An 18,106-nucleotide genomic window follows, 5' to 3' on the forward strand; every position below is an offset into this window, starting at 1 on the left:
AATAAAATGTAGCGAAAATGATATAGTATATACTAAATGATACCATATTTTTTTATAAAGTGCCATTAAGTATACAATAAAATAAAGAAATATATTAAAAGCTGAAAAAAAGCCTATTTATAGCAATGGCATTAGTTTTGCTTATATAAAAGGCAGAGGCAATAAAAAATAATTAAGGGAGTGAGGATATGAAACAAAGTAGTTATTCAGGATTTTTTAAACTATCACCAGAGGAAAGATTAAGAGAAGTGACAGAATTTTGTAATTTAACATCAGAAGAGCAAGAAATATTAAAAGATCCAAATTGCTTGGATATGGATAAGGCTGATCATATGATAGAAAATGTAATTGGACGTTTTGCTCTTCCATTGGGAGTGGGACTTAATTTCAAGATAAATGAAAAAGATTATCTTATACCTATGGTAAGTGAAGAACCATCAGTAGTTGCAGCAGCAAGTAATGCAGCAAAGATAATAAGAGAAAGCGGAGGTTTTACAACAAGCAACACAGGTTCTGTTATGATAGCTCAAATTCAGATTACAGATGTAGCAGATCCTCATTTTGCAAAAATTGTCATAGAAGAAAATAAAGAAAAAATAAAAACTTTATGTAATGAGAAGGATCCTATTCTTGTAAAGTTTGGTGGAGGAATGGAAGATTTAGAAGTTCGTATTATAGAGAGCATAATAGGAAAAATGGTAATTGTTCATCTTAAAGTTAATACTTTAGATGCTATGGGAGCTAATGCAGTAAATACCATGGCAGAGGCTGTGTCTCCTTTATTGGAAGAGTTGACAGGAGGAAGAGCTTTTCTAAGAATATTATCTAATCTGGCCATTCACCGTTTGGCAAGAGCGAGAGTAAAGATAAAAAAAGAGACTATTGGAGAAGATATTGTAGATAAAATAATAACAGCATATGCTTTTGCAGAAGCAGATCCATTTAGAGCAGTAACTCATAATAAAGGAATAATGAATGGAATAATTCCAGTAGTTTTAGCAACTGGAAATGATACAAGAGCTATTGAGTCAGGAGCACATGCATATGCTTCTATAACAGGAAGATATACATCTCTGACAACTTGGGAAAAGGATAAAAATGGTGATTTAGTAGGAACAATAGAACTTCCTATGGCTGTTGGATTAGTAGGGGGAGCAACAAAAATACATCCTACTGCAAGAGTAGCAGTAAAAATGCTAGGAGTAAAGTCAGCAGCTGAACTTGGAGAAATAATAGCCAGTGTAGGGCTAGCAAATAACTTTGCTGCAATAAAGGCATTAGCTACTGAAGGAATTCAAAGAGGACATATGTCACTTCATGCAAGAAACTTGGCAACAGTGGCAGGAGCTAAGGGAGAGGCTTTAGAATCAATAGTAGTCCAAATGATAAAAGAAAAAAATGTTCGCTTAGAATATGCACAGGAATTGTTGAAAAAATTTAATTCAAAATAAATTTCAATGAGGGGAGGAATTAAATGGTAGCAATTATAGTTTCATTAATTCTTTTGATTTTTCTGTCTTTTAAGAAAATAAATATAGTAGTAGTTGGAATATTGGCAGCAGCAGTGATGGCATTATTGTCAGGGCAACCAGTACTTACTGCCATCAAAGATTCATATATGATGGGGGCAGCTGGGTTTGTTCAAAACAACTTTTTAATATTTTTCTTCAGTGTGCTTTTTGGGAAAGTGATGGAAGAAACAGGATCAGCAGCTTCTATAGCAAAATTTCTAGCAGAAAAATTAGGAGAGAAATATGCAATTTTAGGAGTGATATTTGCTGGAGCAGTTTTAGTATATGGAGGAGTGACTACTCTTGTGGTAGTATTTAGTCTGTATCCAATAGCACTATCATTGTTTAAAAAAGCGAATCTTCCAAGATATTTGCTTCCAGGTGCAATAGCAGGAGGATGCTTCACATTTGCATGTGCAAATTTTCCAGGGACACCTAATTTAGTAAATGTTATTCCTATACAATATCTTGGAACTACAACAATGGCGGCTCCAGTAGTTGGAATAGCAGCAGGACTTGTAGTTATGTTGCTGGTATGTGTATTTTTTCTAAGAGAAGCAAAAAAGGCTAAACTTAGAGGAGATATTTTTATAGATGATGAAGACACAATAAAGAGTCTTGCAAAAGTTAATTCTATTGAGAAACTTCCTAGTCCTTTTGTATCAGTATTGCCAATAATTCTGATACTGGTAGTTTTAAATATTTTAAAACAGGATGTAATACTTGCAATGTTATGTGGAATAATATTATGTGTAATACTGTTCTTTAAAAATCTTGGAAATATATTGGATATATTTAATTATTCTTCAAAAAATGCAGCTATAGCTATTATAAATACAGCAGTAGTAGTAGGATTTGGTGCTGTTGTAAAAAATTCATCAGGATTTCAGCAATTATTTGATTTTAGTACAAATTTAAAGGGATCACCTCTTGTTTCTTTTGGAATAATGACAACTGTACTGGCAGGTGCATGTGGCTCAGGCTCAGGAGGATTGGGAATAGCTTTAGAAGCTATGGCTTCTAGGTATCTGGCATTAGGATTGAGTCCTGAAATACTTCATAGAGTAGGATCAGCAGCATCTGTAGGATTGGATAGCCTTCCTCATAATGGAGCTGTGATAACACTTTTGACAATAAGCGGAACAACTCACAAGGAAGCATATAAATATATATTTTTTCCTACTGTAGTATGTACTTTGGCTGGACTAGCAGTAAGTATTTTATTAGGAACAATTTTATATCCTGTTTTATAAAAGAAAAAATGAAATATTTAAAAAGGAGAAAGGGATGAAAATTGAATTACCAAAAAAAATAAATATAATAGATATTACCATGCGTGATGGACTGCAAAATGAAGAAAAGTTTTTACCATTAGAAGGAAAACTTCATATAGCAGAAAAATTAATAGATGCTGGAGTGAAAAAAATAGAAGTAGGTTCAATGAGTCATGTAAAGTATGTACCTCAATTTAGAGATATAGATGATTTAATGAGAGCACTTCCTAAAAGAGATGATGTGGAATATACTGTTTTGGCTTTAAATAAAAAAGCTGTGGAAAGAGTGGTTAAACTTTTAGAAGAGGGAATAAAAATAGATAGAGTATTAACTGGGCAGCTAGCTACGAGCGAAGCTTATGCTAAAAAAAATATGAATAGGACACATGAAGAACTTTTTTTAGAAGCAGAAAAAAATGTAAAACTTTTACATGATGCTGGGATAAAAAAAGTAGTTGGAAATATAGGAACAATATTTGGATGCCCTATTCAAGGAGAAGTACCAATAGAAAAAGCTTATGAATTTGCAGATAGGATGTTCCAAATAGGATTTGATGAAATAGAGCATTCAGATCCTGATGGAAAAGCTACTCCAAAAGATATTCTTGAATATTTTAGTGTAGTTCTTGAAAAATATCCAGATCCTTCAAAACATTCTTTTCATATACATGATATAAGAGGAACAGGAATAGCAGGATATTATGCAGCAATGATGGCTGGAATAATAAATTTTGACTGTACAATAGGTGGAATAGGAGGACAGGTAGCTAATTTCATGGATGGATTACCTATCAAAGGAACAGGGGAATACTATTTTGAATCTAGAAGAACAGGATTAGTGAGCACAGAAGATTTTACAACAATGGTGAATGAGATGGGAATAGAAACAGGGATAGATCATAAAAAATTATACAAACTAGGATTAGAACTTGAAAAAATGTTAGGGAGAGAGCTACATTCCTTTACAAGTTCAGTAAAAAATAATTCTGCATTATAAAAAAACAAGGTGGTTCAAAGCAATTTTGAGCCACCTTGTTTTCTATTTCTTCGGTGAGAATTTTTTTAAAAACTCACTTTTTTCTCTTACAAAAAGTTTTCCTTCAGCTTCTTTGCATATATAAACTACCACTATCAATCCATCTCTTTCATTAGTGCAGTCAATAGCTTCATTTACAGCTTGGTACTCTCTTCCATTTTTATTATTTATCCAAAGGGAATTTTTTTCTATTATCATTTTTCCTCGCTTTTATTTAAAAAGTTTTTTCTTGTAATATCCTTCAGCCATGTATATAGCAGCGAGAGGATTATGTCCTAGTACTCTGTCTTTTACTGCAAATACTGTAACAGGAGCTTCTGAATATTTTAGGAATAAAGAGTCATGTCCTACACAAAGTCCTAAAAGTATATTTAACTGAGTTCCAGATTGATTTAAAAGTTTTGCCTGACCAATAGGGTTGCACATAGGTTCATAAGTACAAGGTCTAACTTGCTCTTCATTAGAAATCCCAATAAATTCTTTAAGAACAGAACCGTTTTTACACGCTAAAGACTCTACTTCGAATCCATGATTTCTAAGTATAGAAGCAAAAATTTTAGCTTCTTTTGAAAGTCCTACACAAAATGCAAGTCCCAGTTTTTTGTATCCGCATTTATTAGCAAAATTTATTATTTCTTCTACTCTAGTCTGTTTACAATACCCTTCACTCTCAACAAGGGCTGAATTATGAGCAAGATTCATATTTTCTTTTTCAAGATAAAATTTTTTGACTTCCTCTATATTATCCAATTCTCTGCATGGACAGTTAAGAGGAGCTTCTTCAAGATTTCCAGTTCTGCAAACATATTTTGTACAAGCGTCACAAGTGTACATAAAAATCATCTCCTTAAATATATGTTTAAATTCTAATTTCCAACCATTTTTCAATATCAGCAAAAACTTCATCTCTGTTTATTTCATTATGAAGTTCATGCCTTGCATTTTTATATAAATGACATGTAACATCATCAAATCCAATATTGTTATAGAATTTCTCAAGTTCTATAACTCCTTTTCCAAATTTTCCTACAGGATCCATATCTCCTGCCACTATCATTATGGGAAGCTTTCTTGATATATTTTTAAAAGACTCTTCTGAATAGAGAGAATTTAAAAAATTAAAGAAAGTTGTATAAAAAGTACTACTGTAAGTGAAATCACATAGTTTATCATTACAGTATTTTTTTACTTCTTCAATATCTCTAGAAAGCCATGAATTTTCATTATAATAATATTCAGATCTTGTTTTACTGTTGGAATTTAAGAAAACAAGTTTTTTAATTATATAGGCTCTTCTGTTTCGATAGAGTTTATCTAAAAGATAACTTGCAATTTCTCCAGCTTTCCATAAAAAAGGCTGCTTGTAGCATGAACCACAGAGTATATATCCATCTATTTTAGACCAACAGCTTTTCATATGTTCCTGTGCAATAAAAGATCCCATACTGTGTCCGAATACAAAGAAAGGAGTATCAGGATAATCTTTTTTTAATTTTTCAGTATATGCTGCCTGCTCTTTTATTAATGTAGGAAAATCACTTTGAAATATTCCAAGTTCATCTTTTGCTGTAATATTACTTCCGTGATGCAGATGTTCATGGAGAAAGACAAGATAGCCTCTTTCAGTAAAATATTTAAAGAAATGGGTGTATCTTCCTTCATGTTCACTCATTCCATGAATGACTTGTATGATTCCTTTTATACTTTTTGTCATAAATTTCACCTCTGTAATATCATTATATCTTATAAATTAAGAAAAATGAAATAAAATTACAGGAATAATTTATACTAGGGACTTGTTAAAAATTAGAAAAAATATTATAATTAATATGAATGAAAAAAAATTTGTTAAAAAATAAAAGAATGAATATAAAATTTTGGTATAATTATGTAAATTTAAAATAATTTTAAAGGAGTGATATATAACATGCATGCATTATTAGAAAGTTTTCTAACGGATATTTTTGCAGCCCTTCCAGGACTGGTAATCAGAGGATTGATTCTGATAATTTTATTTATAATTTGGCCTAAGTTTTTGGGAATGCTTTTGACAACTTATAAGAAAACACTTGAAAAGAAAAATGTTGATCCATTACTTGAAAGTTTTACAGTTTCATTATTAAAAACTATTGGATATATTGCTTTATTTTTTGTAGTAGTTAGTGTTATAGGAATAAAAGCTACATCTTTAGTAACTGTTTTAGGTACCGCAGGTATCGCAGTTGGTTTGGCTTTACAAGGAAGTTTATCTAACCTTGCAGGAGGAGTGCTTATTCTTTTCTTCAAGCAGTTTTCAAAGGGAGACTACATTTCTAATAACGGTGGAATAGAAGGTACAGTAGATCAGATACATATTCTTTATACTACTCTTATTACTACAGATAATAAAGTAATTGTAGTTCCAAATGGACAGCTTGCAAACAATGCAATAATAAATTATTCTAGAAAGCCTGAAAGAAGACTGGATATGGTATTTACAGTTTCATATGATACCCCAATAGATAAAACTAAAGAACTGTTAAGACAAATAGCTGAAAATCATCCAGCAGTATTAAAAGATAAGGCAATAACAATAAGAATGGCTAAGCAAAGTGCTAGCTCTTTAGACTATAATTTCAGAGTCTGGGTAAAAAGTTCAGACTACTGGGAAACATTATATGACTTTAACGAAGAGGTAAAAAGAGTATTTGATGAAAATGGTGTTGAAATCCCATATCAGAAAATTGATATATACAATAGAACTGAAAAGTAATATTTATAAAAAATATCTTTTTTTATGTGACAAAATTCTTAAATTTGTGCTATAATAGTCGAAATATATATAAAGTTTTTTGTTGTTAAATTTTGATTTTATAAAGTATAAATATTAAGTTTTTATGAAAAAGGAGAGGGATATGAACGGAAAAATAGTAAAAGAAGCTATTACATTTGATGACGTGCTATTAGTACCAGCAAAATCAGACGTTTTACCACATGAGGTAAGTCTAAAAACTAATCTAACAAAGGATATAGTACTTAATGTACCAGTTCTTAGTGCTGCGATGGATACTGTAACTGAATCAGATTTAGCTATTGCTTTAGCAAGACAAGGAGGGATTGGATTTATTCATAAAAATATGAGTATAGCTGATCAGGCTGCTGAAGTAGACAGAGTAAAGAGAATCGAAAGCGGAATGATAAGAAATCCTGTTACTTTAAAAGAAGATTGTACAGTAGGTTTTGCTGAAGATTTAATGAGAAGATATAAAATATCTGGGCTTCCAGTTATTGAAGATGATGGAAGACTTATAGGGATAGTTACAAATAGAGACATAAAATATCATAAAGATATGGAGCAGCTTGTTGGTGAGATAATGACTAAAGAAAATCTTATCACAGCTTCAGTAGGAACTACTTTAGAACAGGCAAAAGAGGTTCTTCTTTCTAACAGAATAGAAAAACTTCCAATAACAGATGAGGCTGGATACTTAAAAGGACTTATCACAATAAAAGATATAGATAATTTAGTAGAATATCCAAATGCTTGTAAGGATGCTCATGGAACTCTTAGAGTAGGAGCAGCAGTAGGAATTGGAGCAGATACTTTAGAAAGAGTAGAAGCTTTAGTAAGAGCAGGGGTAGATATTATCACTGTTGACTCTGCACATGGACATTCAGCAGGAGTTATTAAAAAAATAAGAGAAATAAGAGAAGCTTTCCCTGAGTTAAACTTAATTGGGGGAAATATAGTAACTGCTGAGGCTGCTTTAGACCTTATAGCTGCTGGAGTAAATGCAGTAAAAGTAGGAATTGGACCAGGATCAATTTGTACAACAAGAGTAGTAGCAGGAGTAGGAGTTCCTCAGCTTACAGCTGTAAATGACGTATACCAAGTATGTAAAGACAGAGGTATAGGAGTAATAGCTGATGGAGGAATAAAACTTTCTGGAGATATTGTAAAAGCATTAGCTGCTGGAGCAGACTGTGTAATGCTTGGAGGACTTCTAGCTGGAACTAAAGAAGCACCAGGAGAAGAGATAATTCTTGAAGGAAGAAGATATAAAATATATGTAGGAATGGGTTCTATCGCAGCAATGAAAAGAGGATCAAAAGACAGATATTTCCAAAATGATGCTCAAAAACTAGTTCCAGAAGGAATTGAAGGACGTATTGCATACAAAGGAAATCTTAAAGATGTTATATTCCAACTTTGCGGAGGAATCAGAGCTGGTATGGGATACTGTGGAACACCTACTATAGAAGATCTTAAAATAAATGGAAGATTTATAAAAATAACAGGAGCAGGTCTAAAAGAAAGCCACCCACATGATATTACTATAACAAAAGAGGCTCCAAACTATTCTAAATAAGGATATGTTTCCTCTTGGGACTGATTTATTTTATTTTTAAGTTTAAGGAGAGGAAAAAGTGAAAAAAGGAAAAAGAATAATTATTTTCTTATCAGCTGTATTGTTATTTAGTTCGCAGGCTTTTGCTGAAGGACTTAGAGAGATAAAAACTCTGGATGAAATCAATAGTGGAACATCATCACTAACAAAAACAGAAGTACCAAGACCTGTATCAAATATAGATAATGAGCTGAAGCCTTTAGAAAAACTAAACACATCTGAAAAAAAAGAAGGAATAACTTCTGAAACAATAACAACAGAGGATACAGTTAAAAGTGAGATAAAATTAACTGATGCACAAAAAGCATTGCAGAAAAGCAATGGAAAAATGCTTGATATTAGTCAAAAAGTCCATGGAAGTGATAAACTTGTATACGCTCAAGGAGAAGATAAACCTTTCACTGGTGAATTTGGACTGTTTATTGGAGATATTATTGAATATAGTGAAGCTTATGTAAATGGAAAATTGAATGGAGATAAGATATGGTATTCTGATGAAGGAAATATCGTTATGACTGAAAGATATGTAGATGAAAAACTTAATGGTGAGCAGAGGTCATACTATTCAGATGGAAGTGTAAAAGCTATTACAAAATATAGAAATAATAGAGTAACTGGAATTGAATTTTATGCTCAAAATGGTAAGCTTCTTCATAAAAGTGATATGAGTGCTGGAACTGGAGAATGGAAATTTTTCTGGGATAATGGAAAAATATTAGAAGAAGGAAAATACAAGAACTGGGTCAAAGATGGTACTTGGAAAAGATATCAAGAAGATGGGACAGTTGATAGTATAGCTATTTATGAAAATGGAAGATTAAAAAGCCAGACTTGGAATTAATAAAAAATATTTAAAGCTGCAAGCAGTGAAAACTGCTTACAGCTTTTTTTTTCTTTGATGATATGATATAATTAAAAGAATTGGAAAGTAAGGAGAAAAGGTATGGATATAAGAGCAGTAGAAAAAAGTAAGAAGTGGGGATATATGTTCTATATCTCATATAATGGAGCAAAATTTCAATCTTTTGACGAGATGAATGAAAAAAAGAGTATAAAAGGAAAATTTAGAGAAGTAATGGAGAAAATAGGTTTCACTTGGGCAAAAGGGGTACAACAGGCAGGAAGAACAGATGCTAAGGTAAGTGCAAATGAAAATATTCTCTATGTCAGCAGTAATTTTAATGGAAATATAAAAAAAATACAGGAAGATTTCAATAAAAATTCTGATACTGATTTAAAAGTTACAATGATAAAGAAAACTTTTCCTAATATTGTGTTTCCAGACATGATAGAAAAGAGAGAATATATATATTCATATCCTGAAAAACTTATTAAAAATACAGAAGAAGAAATAGAAAAACTTTGTAAAGAACTCAGTGGAACATATGATGTAAGCGAGTTTACAGATAAAAAAGGGCTTGAACTCAAAGAACATATAAGAGAAGTAAAGATTACATATGAAAATGGGAAATTAAGATTTCTAGGAAATTCTTTTATGCCTAAGCAGGTAAGAATAATGTCTGGGTATATACTTACAGGAAAAAAAGAGCCTCTTATGGGAAAATACTTAACTCTTGAAAAAGTTTATTTAAAAAATGAAATGAAGAATATTGTTCTTCAGGAAATACCAGATATAGAAGAAGAAAATGTAATAAAAATTGAAAAAACAGCAGATGGAAGTTTGTATATTTTCTATGTTCCTCAAGGAAAAAGAGGGGAATTTATAGGAAAAAATGGTAAAAATATTAAAGAGATGAAGAAAAAATATGGAGATATAGTAGTGAGGGAGATCTAAATGTTGAATAGGCTCAGACAAGGGATCATCTATGTATTTGGAAAATATGATGGGGAAAAAGATGAGACTGTGAAAAAAATTCTTTCAGAAGACGAATTTAAGATTTTTGATACTATGATGGAGTATGACAAAGTTCATTCTTTTAGATTGCTAAATTTTGTTAAAGAGAATGAAATATTAAAAGATGATAAGCTATATTGGAAACTTGCTCTTCTTCATGATAGTGGAAAAGGAAAAACTACATTTTTAAAAAGAATGAAAAAGGTAGTAGTAGGAGATAGAAAACTTGAAGGACATACTGAGAATGCCTATGAAAAATTAAAAAGTATAAATAAAGAATTAGCTCAATTATGTAGAATACACCATGATAAAAGCAATAATATCAAGATGAAAGAGTTTCAAAAATTAGATGATAAGTAAAAAAAGCAGGTAATTTTGCTAAGAAAATGATAAAATAAAATGTAATAATAAAAAAAGTGAGGAAAATATGAGAGTAAATTTAGATAAATATTTATTAAAAGTTGAGAAGCCAGCACAATATTTGGGAAATGAAATAAACAGCATACATAAAGATGATTTTAAAGCAAGAATGTGCCTGTTTTTTCCTGATATATATGAAGTAGGAATGTCTAATCTGGGAATAAGAATATTATATAGCCTTATGAACAGAGTGGAAGGATTTTCTTTAGAAAGAGGATTTTCTCCAATGGAGGATATGGAAAATTTGATGAGGGAAAATGGAATACCAATGTTTTCTCTGGAAAGTAAGACTCCATTGAAAGAATTTGATGTGGTAGGATTTTCATTATCTTATGAGATGTGCTATCCAAATGTATTAAATGCTTTAGATTTAGCAGGGATACCCGTTGAAAGTAAAGATAGAGGAGAGGAATATCCACTGATAATGGCAGGGGGAACTTGTATGATGAATCCTGTTCCTATGGAAAAGTTTCTTGATTTTGTAGTAATAGGAGATGGAGAAGATGTCATGGTGAAAATAGCTGAGGTGCTTACAGCTAACTGTGATAAGAGTAAATTAGAAAAATTAAAATTAATAGAAGGTTTTGATGGAGTATATGTTCCTGTTCTTCATAAAGGAAAGAAAAGAGTAAGAAGAGCTATTGTTGAAGATTTGGATAAAACAGAATTTTATGATGATCAGCTTGTACCATATATAAATATAGTACATGACAGAGCTTCTGTAGAGATACAGAGAGGATGCACAAGAGGATGCAGATTCTGTCAAGCTGGAATTGTGTACAGACCAGTAAGAGAAAGAAGTTTTAAAAATAACTGTGAGCTTATTGAGAAAATGATAAAAAATACTGGATATTCGGAAATATCTCTTTCATCTTTGAGCAGCAGTGATTACAGTAAAATAGATGATCTTATCAAAGGATTAAAAAACAGATATGAAAATAGAAACCTTGGAATTTCACTTCCATCTTTGAGAATGAATCCATACTCTGTCCAAGTGGCAGATGATATCAGCGGAGGAAAAAGAACTGGATTTACTTTTGCTCCAGAAGCTGGGTCACAAAGATTGAGAGATATAATCAACAAAGGTGTAGAAGAAGAAGATGTATTGGCTACTGCTGAAGCTGCTATAAGAGGGGGATGGGAAAATCTAAAATTCTACTTTATGATTGGACTTCCTTTTGAAACAGATGAAGATGTGGCAGAAATATTTGAACTTGCTTCTAAGGTTATAAAGAGATGCAGACCTATAAGTAAAAGAATAAATGTAACAGTAAGCGTTTCAAACTTTGTTCCAAAACCTCATACACCATTCCAATGGTCAGAACAGATGGATATAGAAGAGATGAAAAGAAAACACAGAATATTAAAAGACTTATTTAAAACATCAAAGCATTGTACTTTAAGAATACATGATATGAGAAAATCTTATCTTGAGGGATTCCTTTCAAGAGGAGATGAAAGAACAGGGGATCTAATAGAACTTGCATGGAAAAAAGGAGCAAAACTTGATGACTATAAAGATAATTATGATATCTGGAAATCATCAGCTGATGAATTAGGAATAGATGAGAAAGATTATCTAGGAGGAAGAAATCTAGAAGCTGATCTTCCTTGGGATATGATAGATATAGGAGTAGATAAAAGTTTTCTTTTAAGGGAATATAAAAAAGCAGAAGAAGGAGCTCTGACACCAGATTGCAGAGAAGTATGTTCTGGATGTGGAATGAAAAAAAGATTTCCTAACTGTTTAAAAATAGCCACAGAATAAAAATTACAAATTGGAGGAGAGAAGAAAATGGTAAACTTGAATAATGATTGGGATGAAATACTAAAAGATGAGTTTGAAAAAGAATACTACCAAAAATTGAGAAAATTTCTAATAACAGAATATAAATCTGAAACTATTTATCCAAAGATGGAAAATATATTTTCAGCGTTGAAACTTACAAGCTATAAAGATTGTAAAGTACTAATTTTGGGACAAGATCCTTATCATGGTCCTAATCAGGCACATGGTTTAGCGTTTTCTGTGAACATAGGAATAAAAACTCCTCCATCACTGCAAAATATGTATAAAGAACTAAGAGATGAATTGGGACTGTATGTGCCAAACAATGGATATTTAGTGCCATGGGCAGAACAAGGAATACTTCTTTTAAATACTGCTCTTACAGTGAGAGCAGGAGCAGCAAATTCTCATTCAAAAGTTGGTTGGGAAATATTTACAGATAGTATAATCAAATACTTAAATGATAGAGAAGATCCAGTTATATTTGTTCTATGGGGTGGAAATGCAAGAAAGAAAAAAGCTTTCATAAATACTGATAGACATTATATACTTGAAGCAGCACATCCAAGTCCTCTATCAGCTCATAATGGATTTTTTGGGTGTGGACATTTTAAAAAGATAAATGAAATATTGAGTAGTTTAGGTAAGAAAGAAATCAACTGGCAGATTGAAAACGTATAAATAGAGTGATATTACAGTTTTATCTTTTATTTAAGTTGTATTAAATAAATGTTGTTGTCACAAATATGACACAGATGTCTAATATAATTGTGTAAAAGAGGTTATAAACTGGAGGCTAATTATGAAGTATATTAGTATGTTGATTTTAATATTTTCGATATCTACTCTACGCATATATGCTGATGAAATCATAATTGATGGATGCACTGTTTACTTCAATGAATTAAGCAGTGAGCAGAAAGAAGAAGTGATAGAGCTTAGAGAGGATCTTTTAGTTAAATCGAATGAAATAAAAGATCAATTGAAAAGTATGAGATACAAGATACAGCAGGAAATGAGAAAAGAAACTCCAGACTGGGGCTATATGGATGATCTTAATAAGAGGTTTTTTGCTTTGCAGGGACAGCTTACAAATGAACTTTTAAAATATAAAAGTAAATTAGAAGAGATCACATACAAAAATAATCCAAAACAGAATTCTTTGGTTGTTGAGGATTAGTCTTTTCCTATGAAAATAATAAAATTTATGCTAGAATTATTACAGTATCAAAATTTCTTTTTAAGGAGAATATTAAATGGAAAAATTTCTTAATGGACTGGAATATGAAATTTTAAAAGATGTAGCTAAAGAGGAAGAATATACTGGCATAGAGTATGATTCTAGAAAAATAAAAACTGGAGATATTTTTGTTGCTTTAGAAGGAGCTGTCTCTGATGGACACAATTATATAGAACAGGCAGTAAAAAATGGAGCTAAATGCGTTTTAGTGTCTAAAAAAGTTGAAGCTGCCTTTCCAGTAAAATATATTTGGATCAAGGATCTAAGAAAAAAATTAGGAGTGTTAGCTTCTAATTTTTATAATTGGCCTCAAAAAAAATTAAAGATTATAGGAATAACAGGAACTAACGGAAAAACAACAACAACTTATCTTATAGAGTCTATATTGGGAAGTAATAAGACTGCAAGAATAGGAACTGTAGAATATAAAATAGGAGATGAAGTAATTGAAGCTCCTAATACTACTCCAGAATCTTTGGACATAGTGAAGATGTGCAAGAGATCAGTAGAAAAAGGAATGGAATATCTTGTGATGGAAGTTAGCTCTCATGCTCTTGATCTTGGAAGGGTTGATATGCTTGAATTTGATGTAAGTATGTTTACTAATCTGACTTTAGATCATCTTGATTTTCATAAGACAATGGAAGATTACTTTCAGGCAAAAAGAAAACTTTTTACAATGATGAAAAAAGGCTGTGAAAAAAACTGTGTCATCAATATAGATGATCTATATGGAAAAAGGCTTTCTTCAGAATTTGGAGGAATCTCTTATGGTATGCACAATGAAGGAAGAGTAAGAGGAAGAATAGTAGAGTTTCACGGAGATGGGCAGGAAGTGGAACTTCATATAGATGCTTTTTCAACAAGAACAAAACTTGCTATACTTGGAAGATATAATGTATATAATGTTCTTGGAGCAATATCTATAGCTTTGCTTCTGGGAATTGAAAAAGAAATTGTTCTTGAGAGAATAAAAGAATTAAAAGGAGCACCTGGAAGATATGAACTGGTAAACTGTGGACAGAATTTTACAGTAATAGTAGACTATTCACATACTAGCGATGCTCTTGAAAATATATTAAAAAGTATAAATGAATTGAAAAAAGGAAAAGTAATAACAGTCTTTGGATGTGGTGGAGATAGAGATGCAAGTAAAAGACCTGTTATGGGAGAAATAGCTGAAAGATTGAGCGATATTGCAATAGTGACATCAGACAATCCAAGAACAGAAGACCCTCACAAAATAGTGGAACAAGTACTGGAAGGAATGAAGGGAAAAAATCATATTGTAGAGGAAGATAGAGATCATGCTATATCTAAGGCTGTAGAACTAGCAGAAGAAAAAGATATTATCCTTATAGCTGGAAAAGGGCATGAAACTTATCAAATATTAGGAAGAAAAAAAATACATTTTGATGATAGAGAGATTGCTAGAAGAGAGATAGTAAAAAAGAAAAGAATGAAATAAGGGGGAATCATGCTGGTAAGTGAAGTAAAAAAAGTTAAAATAGGAAAAAATATAGAAATCGGTGGAAATAATAGATTCACTTTGATAGCAGGTCCGTGTGTAATAGAATCTGAAGAATTAGTGATGGAAGTAGCAGGAAAAGTAAAAGAAATATGTGACAGATTAGGAATAAACTATATATTCAAAGCTTCTTTTGATAAAGCTAACAGATCATCTATCCATTCGTATAGAGGACCTGGAATAGAAGAAGGACTTAGAATACTGAAAAAAGTAAAAGATACATATGGGCTTCCAGTGGTAACAGATGTACATGAAGTATGGCAGTGTAAAAAGGCAGCAGAAGTGGTAGACCTTATACAGATACCAGCATTTTTATGCAGACAGACAGATTTGCTCATAGCAGCAGCTGAAACAGGACTTCCTGTAAATGTAAAAAAAGGACAGTTCCTTGCTCCATGGGATATGAAAAATGTAGTAACTAAAATGGAAGAAAGTGGAAATCCTAATGTTATGCTTTGTGAAAGAGGAAGCACTTTTGGATATAATAACATGGTAGTAGATATGAGAGCTTTCATGGAAATGAGAAAATTTGGATACCCAGTGGTATTTGATGTAACTCATGCAGTACAAAAGCCAGGAGGATTGGGAACAGCTACTTCTGGAGACAGAGAGTATGTTTATCCATTAATGAGAGCGGGACTTGCAATAGGTGTAGATGCAATATTTGCAGAGGTACATCCAAATCCAGAAAAAGCTATGTCAGATGGCCCTAATATGCTTTATTTATCTGACCTTGAAGAGATATTGAAAATGGCAGTTAAAATAGATGATCTTGTAAAAGGAAGATAATAGGAGATGACAGGAGAAATGGATATAATCAATTATGCCAAGGAAGTTTTTGATTCAGAGATAGAAGAATTAAAAATAGTAAGAGATAAAATAAACAGAGAAATGATAGATGTAGTTGAAGAAATATTGAAATCAGAAGGAAAAGTAGTAGTAACAGGTATTGGAAAATCAGGGTTGATTGGAAAAAAAATAGCTGCTACACTTGCTTCTACTGGAACACATTCAGTATTTATGAACTCAGCAGAGGGACTTCATGGAGACCTTGGGATGATATCTAAAGAAGATGTAGTTATAGCTATATCAAATAGTGGAAATAGTGATGAAATAGTTGCCATACTTCCGTCTATCAAAAAGATAGGTGCCAAGATAGTTGCAATGACAGGAAACAGAAATTCAAAACTTGGAAGAGAAGCAGACTATATATTAAATATAGGAGTAAAGAGAGAGGGATGCCCTCTTAATCTTGCACCAATGTCTTCTACTACAAGTACTTTGGTGATGGGAGATGCTCTTGCAGCAATTCTTATCAAGAAAAGAGATTTCAAGCCAGAAAATTTTGCATTGTACCATCCAGGTGGAAGTCTGGGAAAAAGACTTTTGATGAAAGTAAGAGATGTAATGCATAAAGACGAGATGATTCCTTTATGTGATAAAGAAAGTGTAATAGATGATGTAATACTTACAATGACTGACAAAAGACTTGGAGCTGTCTGTGTGATGAATGGTGACCTGATGGTAGGAATAATTACAGAGGGAGATATAAGAAGAGCTTTGAAAAGAAGAGAAGAATTTTTTGGATTTAAAGCAAAAGATATTATGACTAGAAACTTTACTAAGGTAGATAGTGATAGTATGGCAATAGATGCTTTGGAACTTATGGAAAACAGAGAGAGTCAAATATCAGTTCTTCCTGTATTTGACAAGGATAAATTGGTAGGAATGGTAAGAGTACATGACCTTCTAAATGTTGTTGGAAGATAATTGGAAAATAGTTGACATGGGAAGTAAATTTTTATATAATCATAGATATACACAAAAATTAAATTTTTAAGGAGTGATAATAATGATAACTAAAGATATGAATATCCTTGAAGCAGTTCAACAATATCCTGTATTAGCTGATGTATTCAGAAAACATGGACTAGGATGTGTAGGATGTATGATAGCTGCTGGAGAAACTCTAGGAGAAGGAATTACTGCTCATGGATTAGATGCAGATGCTATAATAGCTGAAGCTAATGAATTAGTAGCAGCACAAAAATAATTACATAAGAAATTATTAAAAAGACAAGGCAGATTTTTATATAATCTGCCTTGTTTAGTATCTATGAGCCACTATTTGAAAAATATATTATTGACAAATAAGAAATCATATGATATTATAATTAATGCGTGGAAGGTTATCCTAATTGGTAAGGAACCGGTCTTGAAAACCGGCGTCGCAAGACTTCAGAGTTCGAATCTCTGATCTTCCGCCAGATATGATGGTGAAGTGGCAGAGTGGCCTAATGCACTCCCCTGCTAAGGGAGAGTACCTATAAACGGTACCGAGAGTTCAAATCTCTCCTTCACCGCCATTTGTAAATTCAGGTAGGCAACTACCTTTTTTTTATATAAATCCTGTGCATCCATAGCTCAATTGGATAGAGCGTCTGACTACGGATCAGAAGGTTAGGGGTTCGACTCCTCTTGGGTGCGCCATTTAAAAATAATAATAAGACTGTAGCCTAAAGGATTACAGCCTTTTTTATTTAAAAAAACTGTATTAAGAAAGAGATATATAGATACTGATTATGAAATAGAAGTATAAAAAATAAAAAAAATTAAAAAATAAAAAAGGAAAGTACATGGTATTAGCAGTATATGTATAATAGATACATAAAAAAAATACGATAATATAGGTAATTTACCTATTTAAACTAAAATAATAACTAGGAGGAAATGGTATGAAAAAATATGAATGTAAAGTATGTGGATATATTTATGATCCAGTTGAGGGAGATCCAGATGGAGGAATAGCTGCTGGAACAGCTTTTGAAGATATTCCTGATGATTGGGTATGTCCTTTATGTGGAGTAGGAAAAGACGATTTCGAAGCAATCTAATAAAAAATTAAAAGATAGAAGACAGGATAATTACATCCTGTCTTTTTGTTTTTAAGGAATAAAAGACAATAGTCAGCAACCTAAGCTAAACAACTTTTAAAATAAAAGCAACTGTTGATATATAGAAGAGAGTAAAATTTTATGCTAGAATAATAAAAAACAGCATAAGGG

Annotated in this window: 19 protein-coding genes and 3 tRNA genes; 19 read left to right on the plus strand and 3 right to left on the minus strand. The window is 31.9% G+C overall.

Annotated features, from left to right (window positions below; all coding sequences use genetic code 11):
• The first annotated feature begins 188 nt into the window (after positions 1-188).
• Genes C4N20_RS07665 through C4N20_RS07675 form a run of 3 tightly spaced genes read left to right on the plus strand, consistent with a single transcriptional unit; the run spans position 189 to position 3,782 of the window.
• Complete coding sequence (locus tag C4N20_RS07665; RefSeq protein WP_005978716.1) at positions 189-1,451, plus strand: hydroxymethylglutaryl-CoA reductase, degradative; 1,263 nt, start codon at positions 189-191, stop codon at positions 1,449-1,451.
• 23 nt (positions 1,452-1,474) lie between these two features.
• Complete coding sequence (locus C4N20_RS07670) at positions 1,475-2,764, plus strand: GntP family permease (RefSeq protein WP_005978718.1); 1,290 nt, start codon at positions 1,475-1,477, stop codon at positions 2,762-2,764.
• Positions 2,765-2,798: 34 nt separating this feature from the next.
• A complete protein-coding gene (locus tag C4N20_RS07675; protein ID WP_005978720.1) occupies positions 2,799-3,782 on the plus strand; it encodes a hydroxymethylglutaryl-CoA lyase in 984 nt (327 codons plus the stop codon).
• Between the two features lie 42 nt (positions 3,783-3,824).
• Here C4N20_RS07675 and C4N20_RS07680 read toward each other — a convergent pair whose 3' ends face one another.
• From C4N20_RS07680 to C4N20_RS07690, 3 genes are read right to left on the minus strand one after another with little or no spacing between them, the layout of a single operon-like run.
• Positions 3,825-4,019, minus strand: coding sequence for a hypothetical protein (locus C4N20_RS07680; protein WP_005978723.1), 195 nt, complete (start codon positions 4,017-4,019; stop codon positions 3,825-3,827).
• A gap of 12 nt (positions 4,020-4,031) precedes the next feature.
• On the minus strand, positions 4,032-4,655 hold the full coding sequence (locus C4N20_RS07685; RefSeq protein WP_005978724.1) for a DUF1847 domain-containing protein: 624 nt from the start codon (positions 4,653-4,655) through the stop codon (positions 4,032-4,034).
• A gap of 25 nt (positions 4,656-4,680) precedes the next feature.
• Positions 4,681-5,535, minus strand: coding sequence for an alpha/beta fold hydrolase (locus tag C4N20_RS07690; protein ID WP_005978725.1), 855 nt, complete (start codon positions 5,533-5,535; stop codon positions 4,681-4,683).
• Between the two features lie 213 nt (positions 5,536-5,748).
• Between C4N20_RS07690 and C4N20_RS07695 the strand changes: the two genes are divergently transcribed.
• The 16 genes from C4N20_RS07695 (at position 5,749) to rd (ending at position 17,935) form a co-directional block, all read left to right on the plus strand.
• Positions 5,749-6,573: a mechanosensitive ion channel family protein gene (locus tag C4N20_RS07695; RefSeq protein ID WP_005978727.1), complete on the plus strand. Its 825-nt coding sequence runs from the start codon at positions 5,749-5,751 to the stop codon at positions 6,571-6,573.
• Positions 6,574-6,715: 142 nt separating this feature from the next.
• Positions 6,716-8,170 carry an IMP dehydrogenase gene (guaB, locus tag C4N20_RS07700; protein WP_005978728.1) on the plus strand — a complete coding sequence of 485 codons (1,455 nt, stop codon included), beginning with the start codon at positions 6,716-6,718 and terminating at the stop codon, positions 8,168-8,170.
• A gap of 58 nt (positions 8,171-8,228) precedes the next feature.
• Entirely contained in the window at positions 8,229-9,050 is an 822-nt protein-coding gene (locus tag C4N20_RS07705) for a toxin-antitoxin system YwqK family antitoxin (RefSeq protein WP_005978730.1), read from the plus strand.
• Between the two features lie 102 nt (positions 9,051-9,152).
• The gene (locus C4N20_RS07710) at positions 9,153-10,004 is read left to right on the plus strand and encodes a pseudouridylate synthase (protein ID WP_005978732.1); all 852 of its coding nucleotides are present in this window, start codon (positions 9,153-9,155) and stop codon (positions 10,002-10,004) included.
• Positions 10,005-10,424, plus strand: a complete 420-nt coding sequence (locus C4N20_RS07715; RefSeq protein ID WP_005978734.1) for an HD domain-containing protein — start codon at positions 10,005-10,007, stop codon at positions 10,422-10,424.
• 67 nt (positions 10,425-10,491) lie between these two features.
• Positions 10,492-12,252 (plus strand): TIGR03960 family B12-binding radical SAM protein, encoded by a 1,761-nt coding sequence (locus tag C4N20_RS07720; RefSeq protein ID WP_005978736.1) that lies wholly within the window; start codon positions 10,492-10,494, stop codon positions 12,250-12,252.
• Positions 12,253-12,279: 27 nt separating this feature from the next.
• The gene (locus C4N20_RS07725; protein ID WP_005978738.1) at positions 12,280-12,954 is read left to right on the plus strand and encodes a uracil-DNA glycosylase; all 675 of its coding nucleotides are present in this window, start codon (positions 12,280-12,282) and stop codon (positions 12,952-12,954) included.
• Positions 12,955-13,075: 121 nt separating this feature from the next.
• On the plus strand, positions 13,076-13,453 hold the full coding sequence (locus C4N20_RS07730) for a hypothetical protein (RefSeq protein WP_005978741.1): 378 nt from the start codon (positions 13,076-13,078) through the stop codon (positions 13,451-13,453).
• A 76-nt stretch (positions 13,454-13,529) separates the two neighbouring features.
• Positions 13,530-14,981, plus strand: a complete 1,452-nt coding sequence (locus C4N20_RS07735; RefSeq protein ID WP_005978743.1) for a UDP-N-acetylmuramoyl-L-alanyl-D-glutamate--2,6-diaminopimelate ligase — start codon at positions 13,530-13,532, stop codon at positions 14,979-14,981.
• Positions 14,982-14,990: 9 nt separating this feature from the next.
• A complete protein-coding gene (gene kdsA, locus C4N20_RS07740; RefSeq protein ID WP_005978745.1) occupies positions 14,991-15,830 on the plus strand; it encodes a 3-deoxy-8-phosphooctulonate synthase in 840 nt (279 codons plus the stop codon).
• Positions 15,831-15,848: 18 nt separating this feature from the next.
• Entirely contained in the window at positions 15,849-16,811 is a 963-nt protein-coding gene (locus C4N20_RS07745; protein ID WP_005978746.1) for a KpsF/GutQ family sugar-phosphate isomerase, read from the plus strand.
• A gap of 82 nt (positions 16,812-16,893) precedes the next feature.
• Positions 16,894-17,094 (plus strand): DUF1858 domain-containing protein, encoded by a 201-nt coding sequence (locus tag C4N20_RS07750; protein WP_005978748.1) that lies wholly within the window; start codon positions 16,894-16,896, stop codon positions 17,092-17,094.
• 130 nt (positions 17,095-17,224) lie between these two features.
• A tRNA-Ser gene (locus tag C4N20_RS07755) sits at positions 17,225-17,308 on the plus strand.
• An 8-nt stretch (positions 17,309-17,316) separates the two neighbouring features.
• Positions 17,317-17,407: transfer RNA gene (locus C4N20_RS07760), tRNA-Ser, on the plus strand.
• Positions 17,408-17,454: 47 nt separating this feature from the next.
• Positions 17,455-17,531: transfer RNA gene (locus C4N20_RS07765), tRNA-Arg, on the plus strand.
• 245 nt (positions 17,532-17,776) lie between these two features.
• The gene (gene rd / locus C4N20_RS07770; protein WP_005978749.1) at positions 17,777-17,935 is read left to right on the plus strand and encodes a rubredoxin; all 159 of its coding nucleotides are present in this window, start codon (positions 17,777-17,779) and stop codon (positions 17,933-17,935) included.
• Positions 17,936-18,106: the final 171 nt, after the last annotated feature.

The organism is Fusobacterium ulcerans, assembly GCF_003019675.1.
In the GTDB taxonomy this organism is placed as follows: Bacteria; Fusobacteriota; Fusobacteriia; order Fusobacteriales; family Fusobacteriaceae; genus Fusobacterium_A; species Fusobacterium_A ulcerans.

What these genes read in the sequence shown, in the direction of transcription:
- C4N20_RS07665 (WP_005978716.1), top strand. Translation starts at nt 189, where the DNA reads ATGAAACAAAGTAGTTATTCAGGATTTTTTAAACTATCACCAGAGGAA.
- C4N20_RS07670 (WP_005978718.1), top strand. Translation starts at nt 1,475, where the DNA reads ATGGTAGCAATTATAGTTTCATTAATTCTTTTGATTTTTCTGTCTTTT.
- C4N20_RS07675 (WP_005978720.1), top strand. Translation starts at nt 2,799, where the DNA reads ATGAAAATTGAATTACCAAAAAAAATAAATATAATAGATATTACCATG.
- C4N20_RS07680 (WP_005978723.1), bottom strand. Translation starts at nt 4,019, where the DNA reads ATGATAATAGAAAAAAATTCCCTTTGGATAAATAATAAAAATGGAAGA.
- C4N20_RS07685 (WP_005978724.1), bottom strand. Translation starts at nt 4,655, where the DNA reads ATGTACACTTGTGACGCTTGTACAAAATATGTTTGCAGAACTGGAAAT.
- C4N20_RS07690 (WP_005978725.1), bottom strand. Translation starts at nt 5,535, where the DNA reads ATGACAAAAAGTATAAAAGGAATCATACAAGTCATTCATGGAATGAGT.
- C4N20_RS07695 (WP_005978727.1), top strand. Translation starts at nt 5,749, where the DNA reads ATGCATGCATTATTAGAAAGTTTTCTAACGGATATTTTTGCAGCCCTT.
- guaB (WP_005978728.1), top strand. Translation starts at nt 6,716, where the DNA reads ATGAACGGAAAAATAGTAAAAGAAGCTATTACATTTGATGACGTGCTA.
- C4N20_RS07710 (WP_005978732.1), top strand. Translation starts at nt 9,153, where the DNA reads ATGGATATAAGAGCAGTAGAAAAAAGTAAGAAGTGGGGATATATGTTC.
- C4N20_RS07715 (WP_005978734.1), top strand. Translation starts at nt 10,005, where the DNA reads ATGTTGAATAGGCTCAGACAAGGGATCATCTATGTATTTGGAAAATAT.
- C4N20_RS07720 (WP_005978736.1), top strand. Translation starts at nt 10,492, where the DNA reads ATGAGAGTAAATTTAGATAAATATTTATTAAAAGTTGAGAAGCCAGCA.
- C4N20_RS07725 (WP_005978738.1), top strand. Translation starts at nt 12,280, where the DNA reads ATGGTAAACTTGAATAATGATTGGGATGAAATACTAAAAGATGAGTTT.
- C4N20_RS07730 (WP_005978741.1), top strand. Translation starts at nt 13,076, where the DNA reads ATGAAGTATATTAGTATGTTGATTTTAATATTTTCGATATCTACTCTA.
- C4N20_RS07735 (WP_005978743.1), top strand. Translation starts at nt 13,530, where the DNA reads ATGGAAAAATTTCTTAATGGACTGGAATATGAAATTTTAAAAGATGTA.
- kdsA (WP_005978745.1), top strand. Translation starts at nt 14,991, where the DNA reads ATGCTGGTAAGTGAAGTAAAAAAAGTTAAAATAGGAAAAAATATAGAA.
- C4N20_RS07745 (WP_005978746.1), top strand. Translation starts at nt 15,849, where the DNA reads ATGGATATAATCAATTATGCCAAGGAAGTTTTTGATTCAGAGATAGAA.
- C4N20_RS07750 (WP_005978748.1), top strand. Translation starts at nt 16,894, where the DNA reads ATGATAACTAAAGATATGAATATCCTTGAAGCAGTTCAACAATATCCT.
- rd (WP_005978749.1), top strand. Translation starts at nt 17,777, where the DNA reads ATGAAAAAATATGAATGTAAAGTATGTGGATATATTTATGATCCAGTT.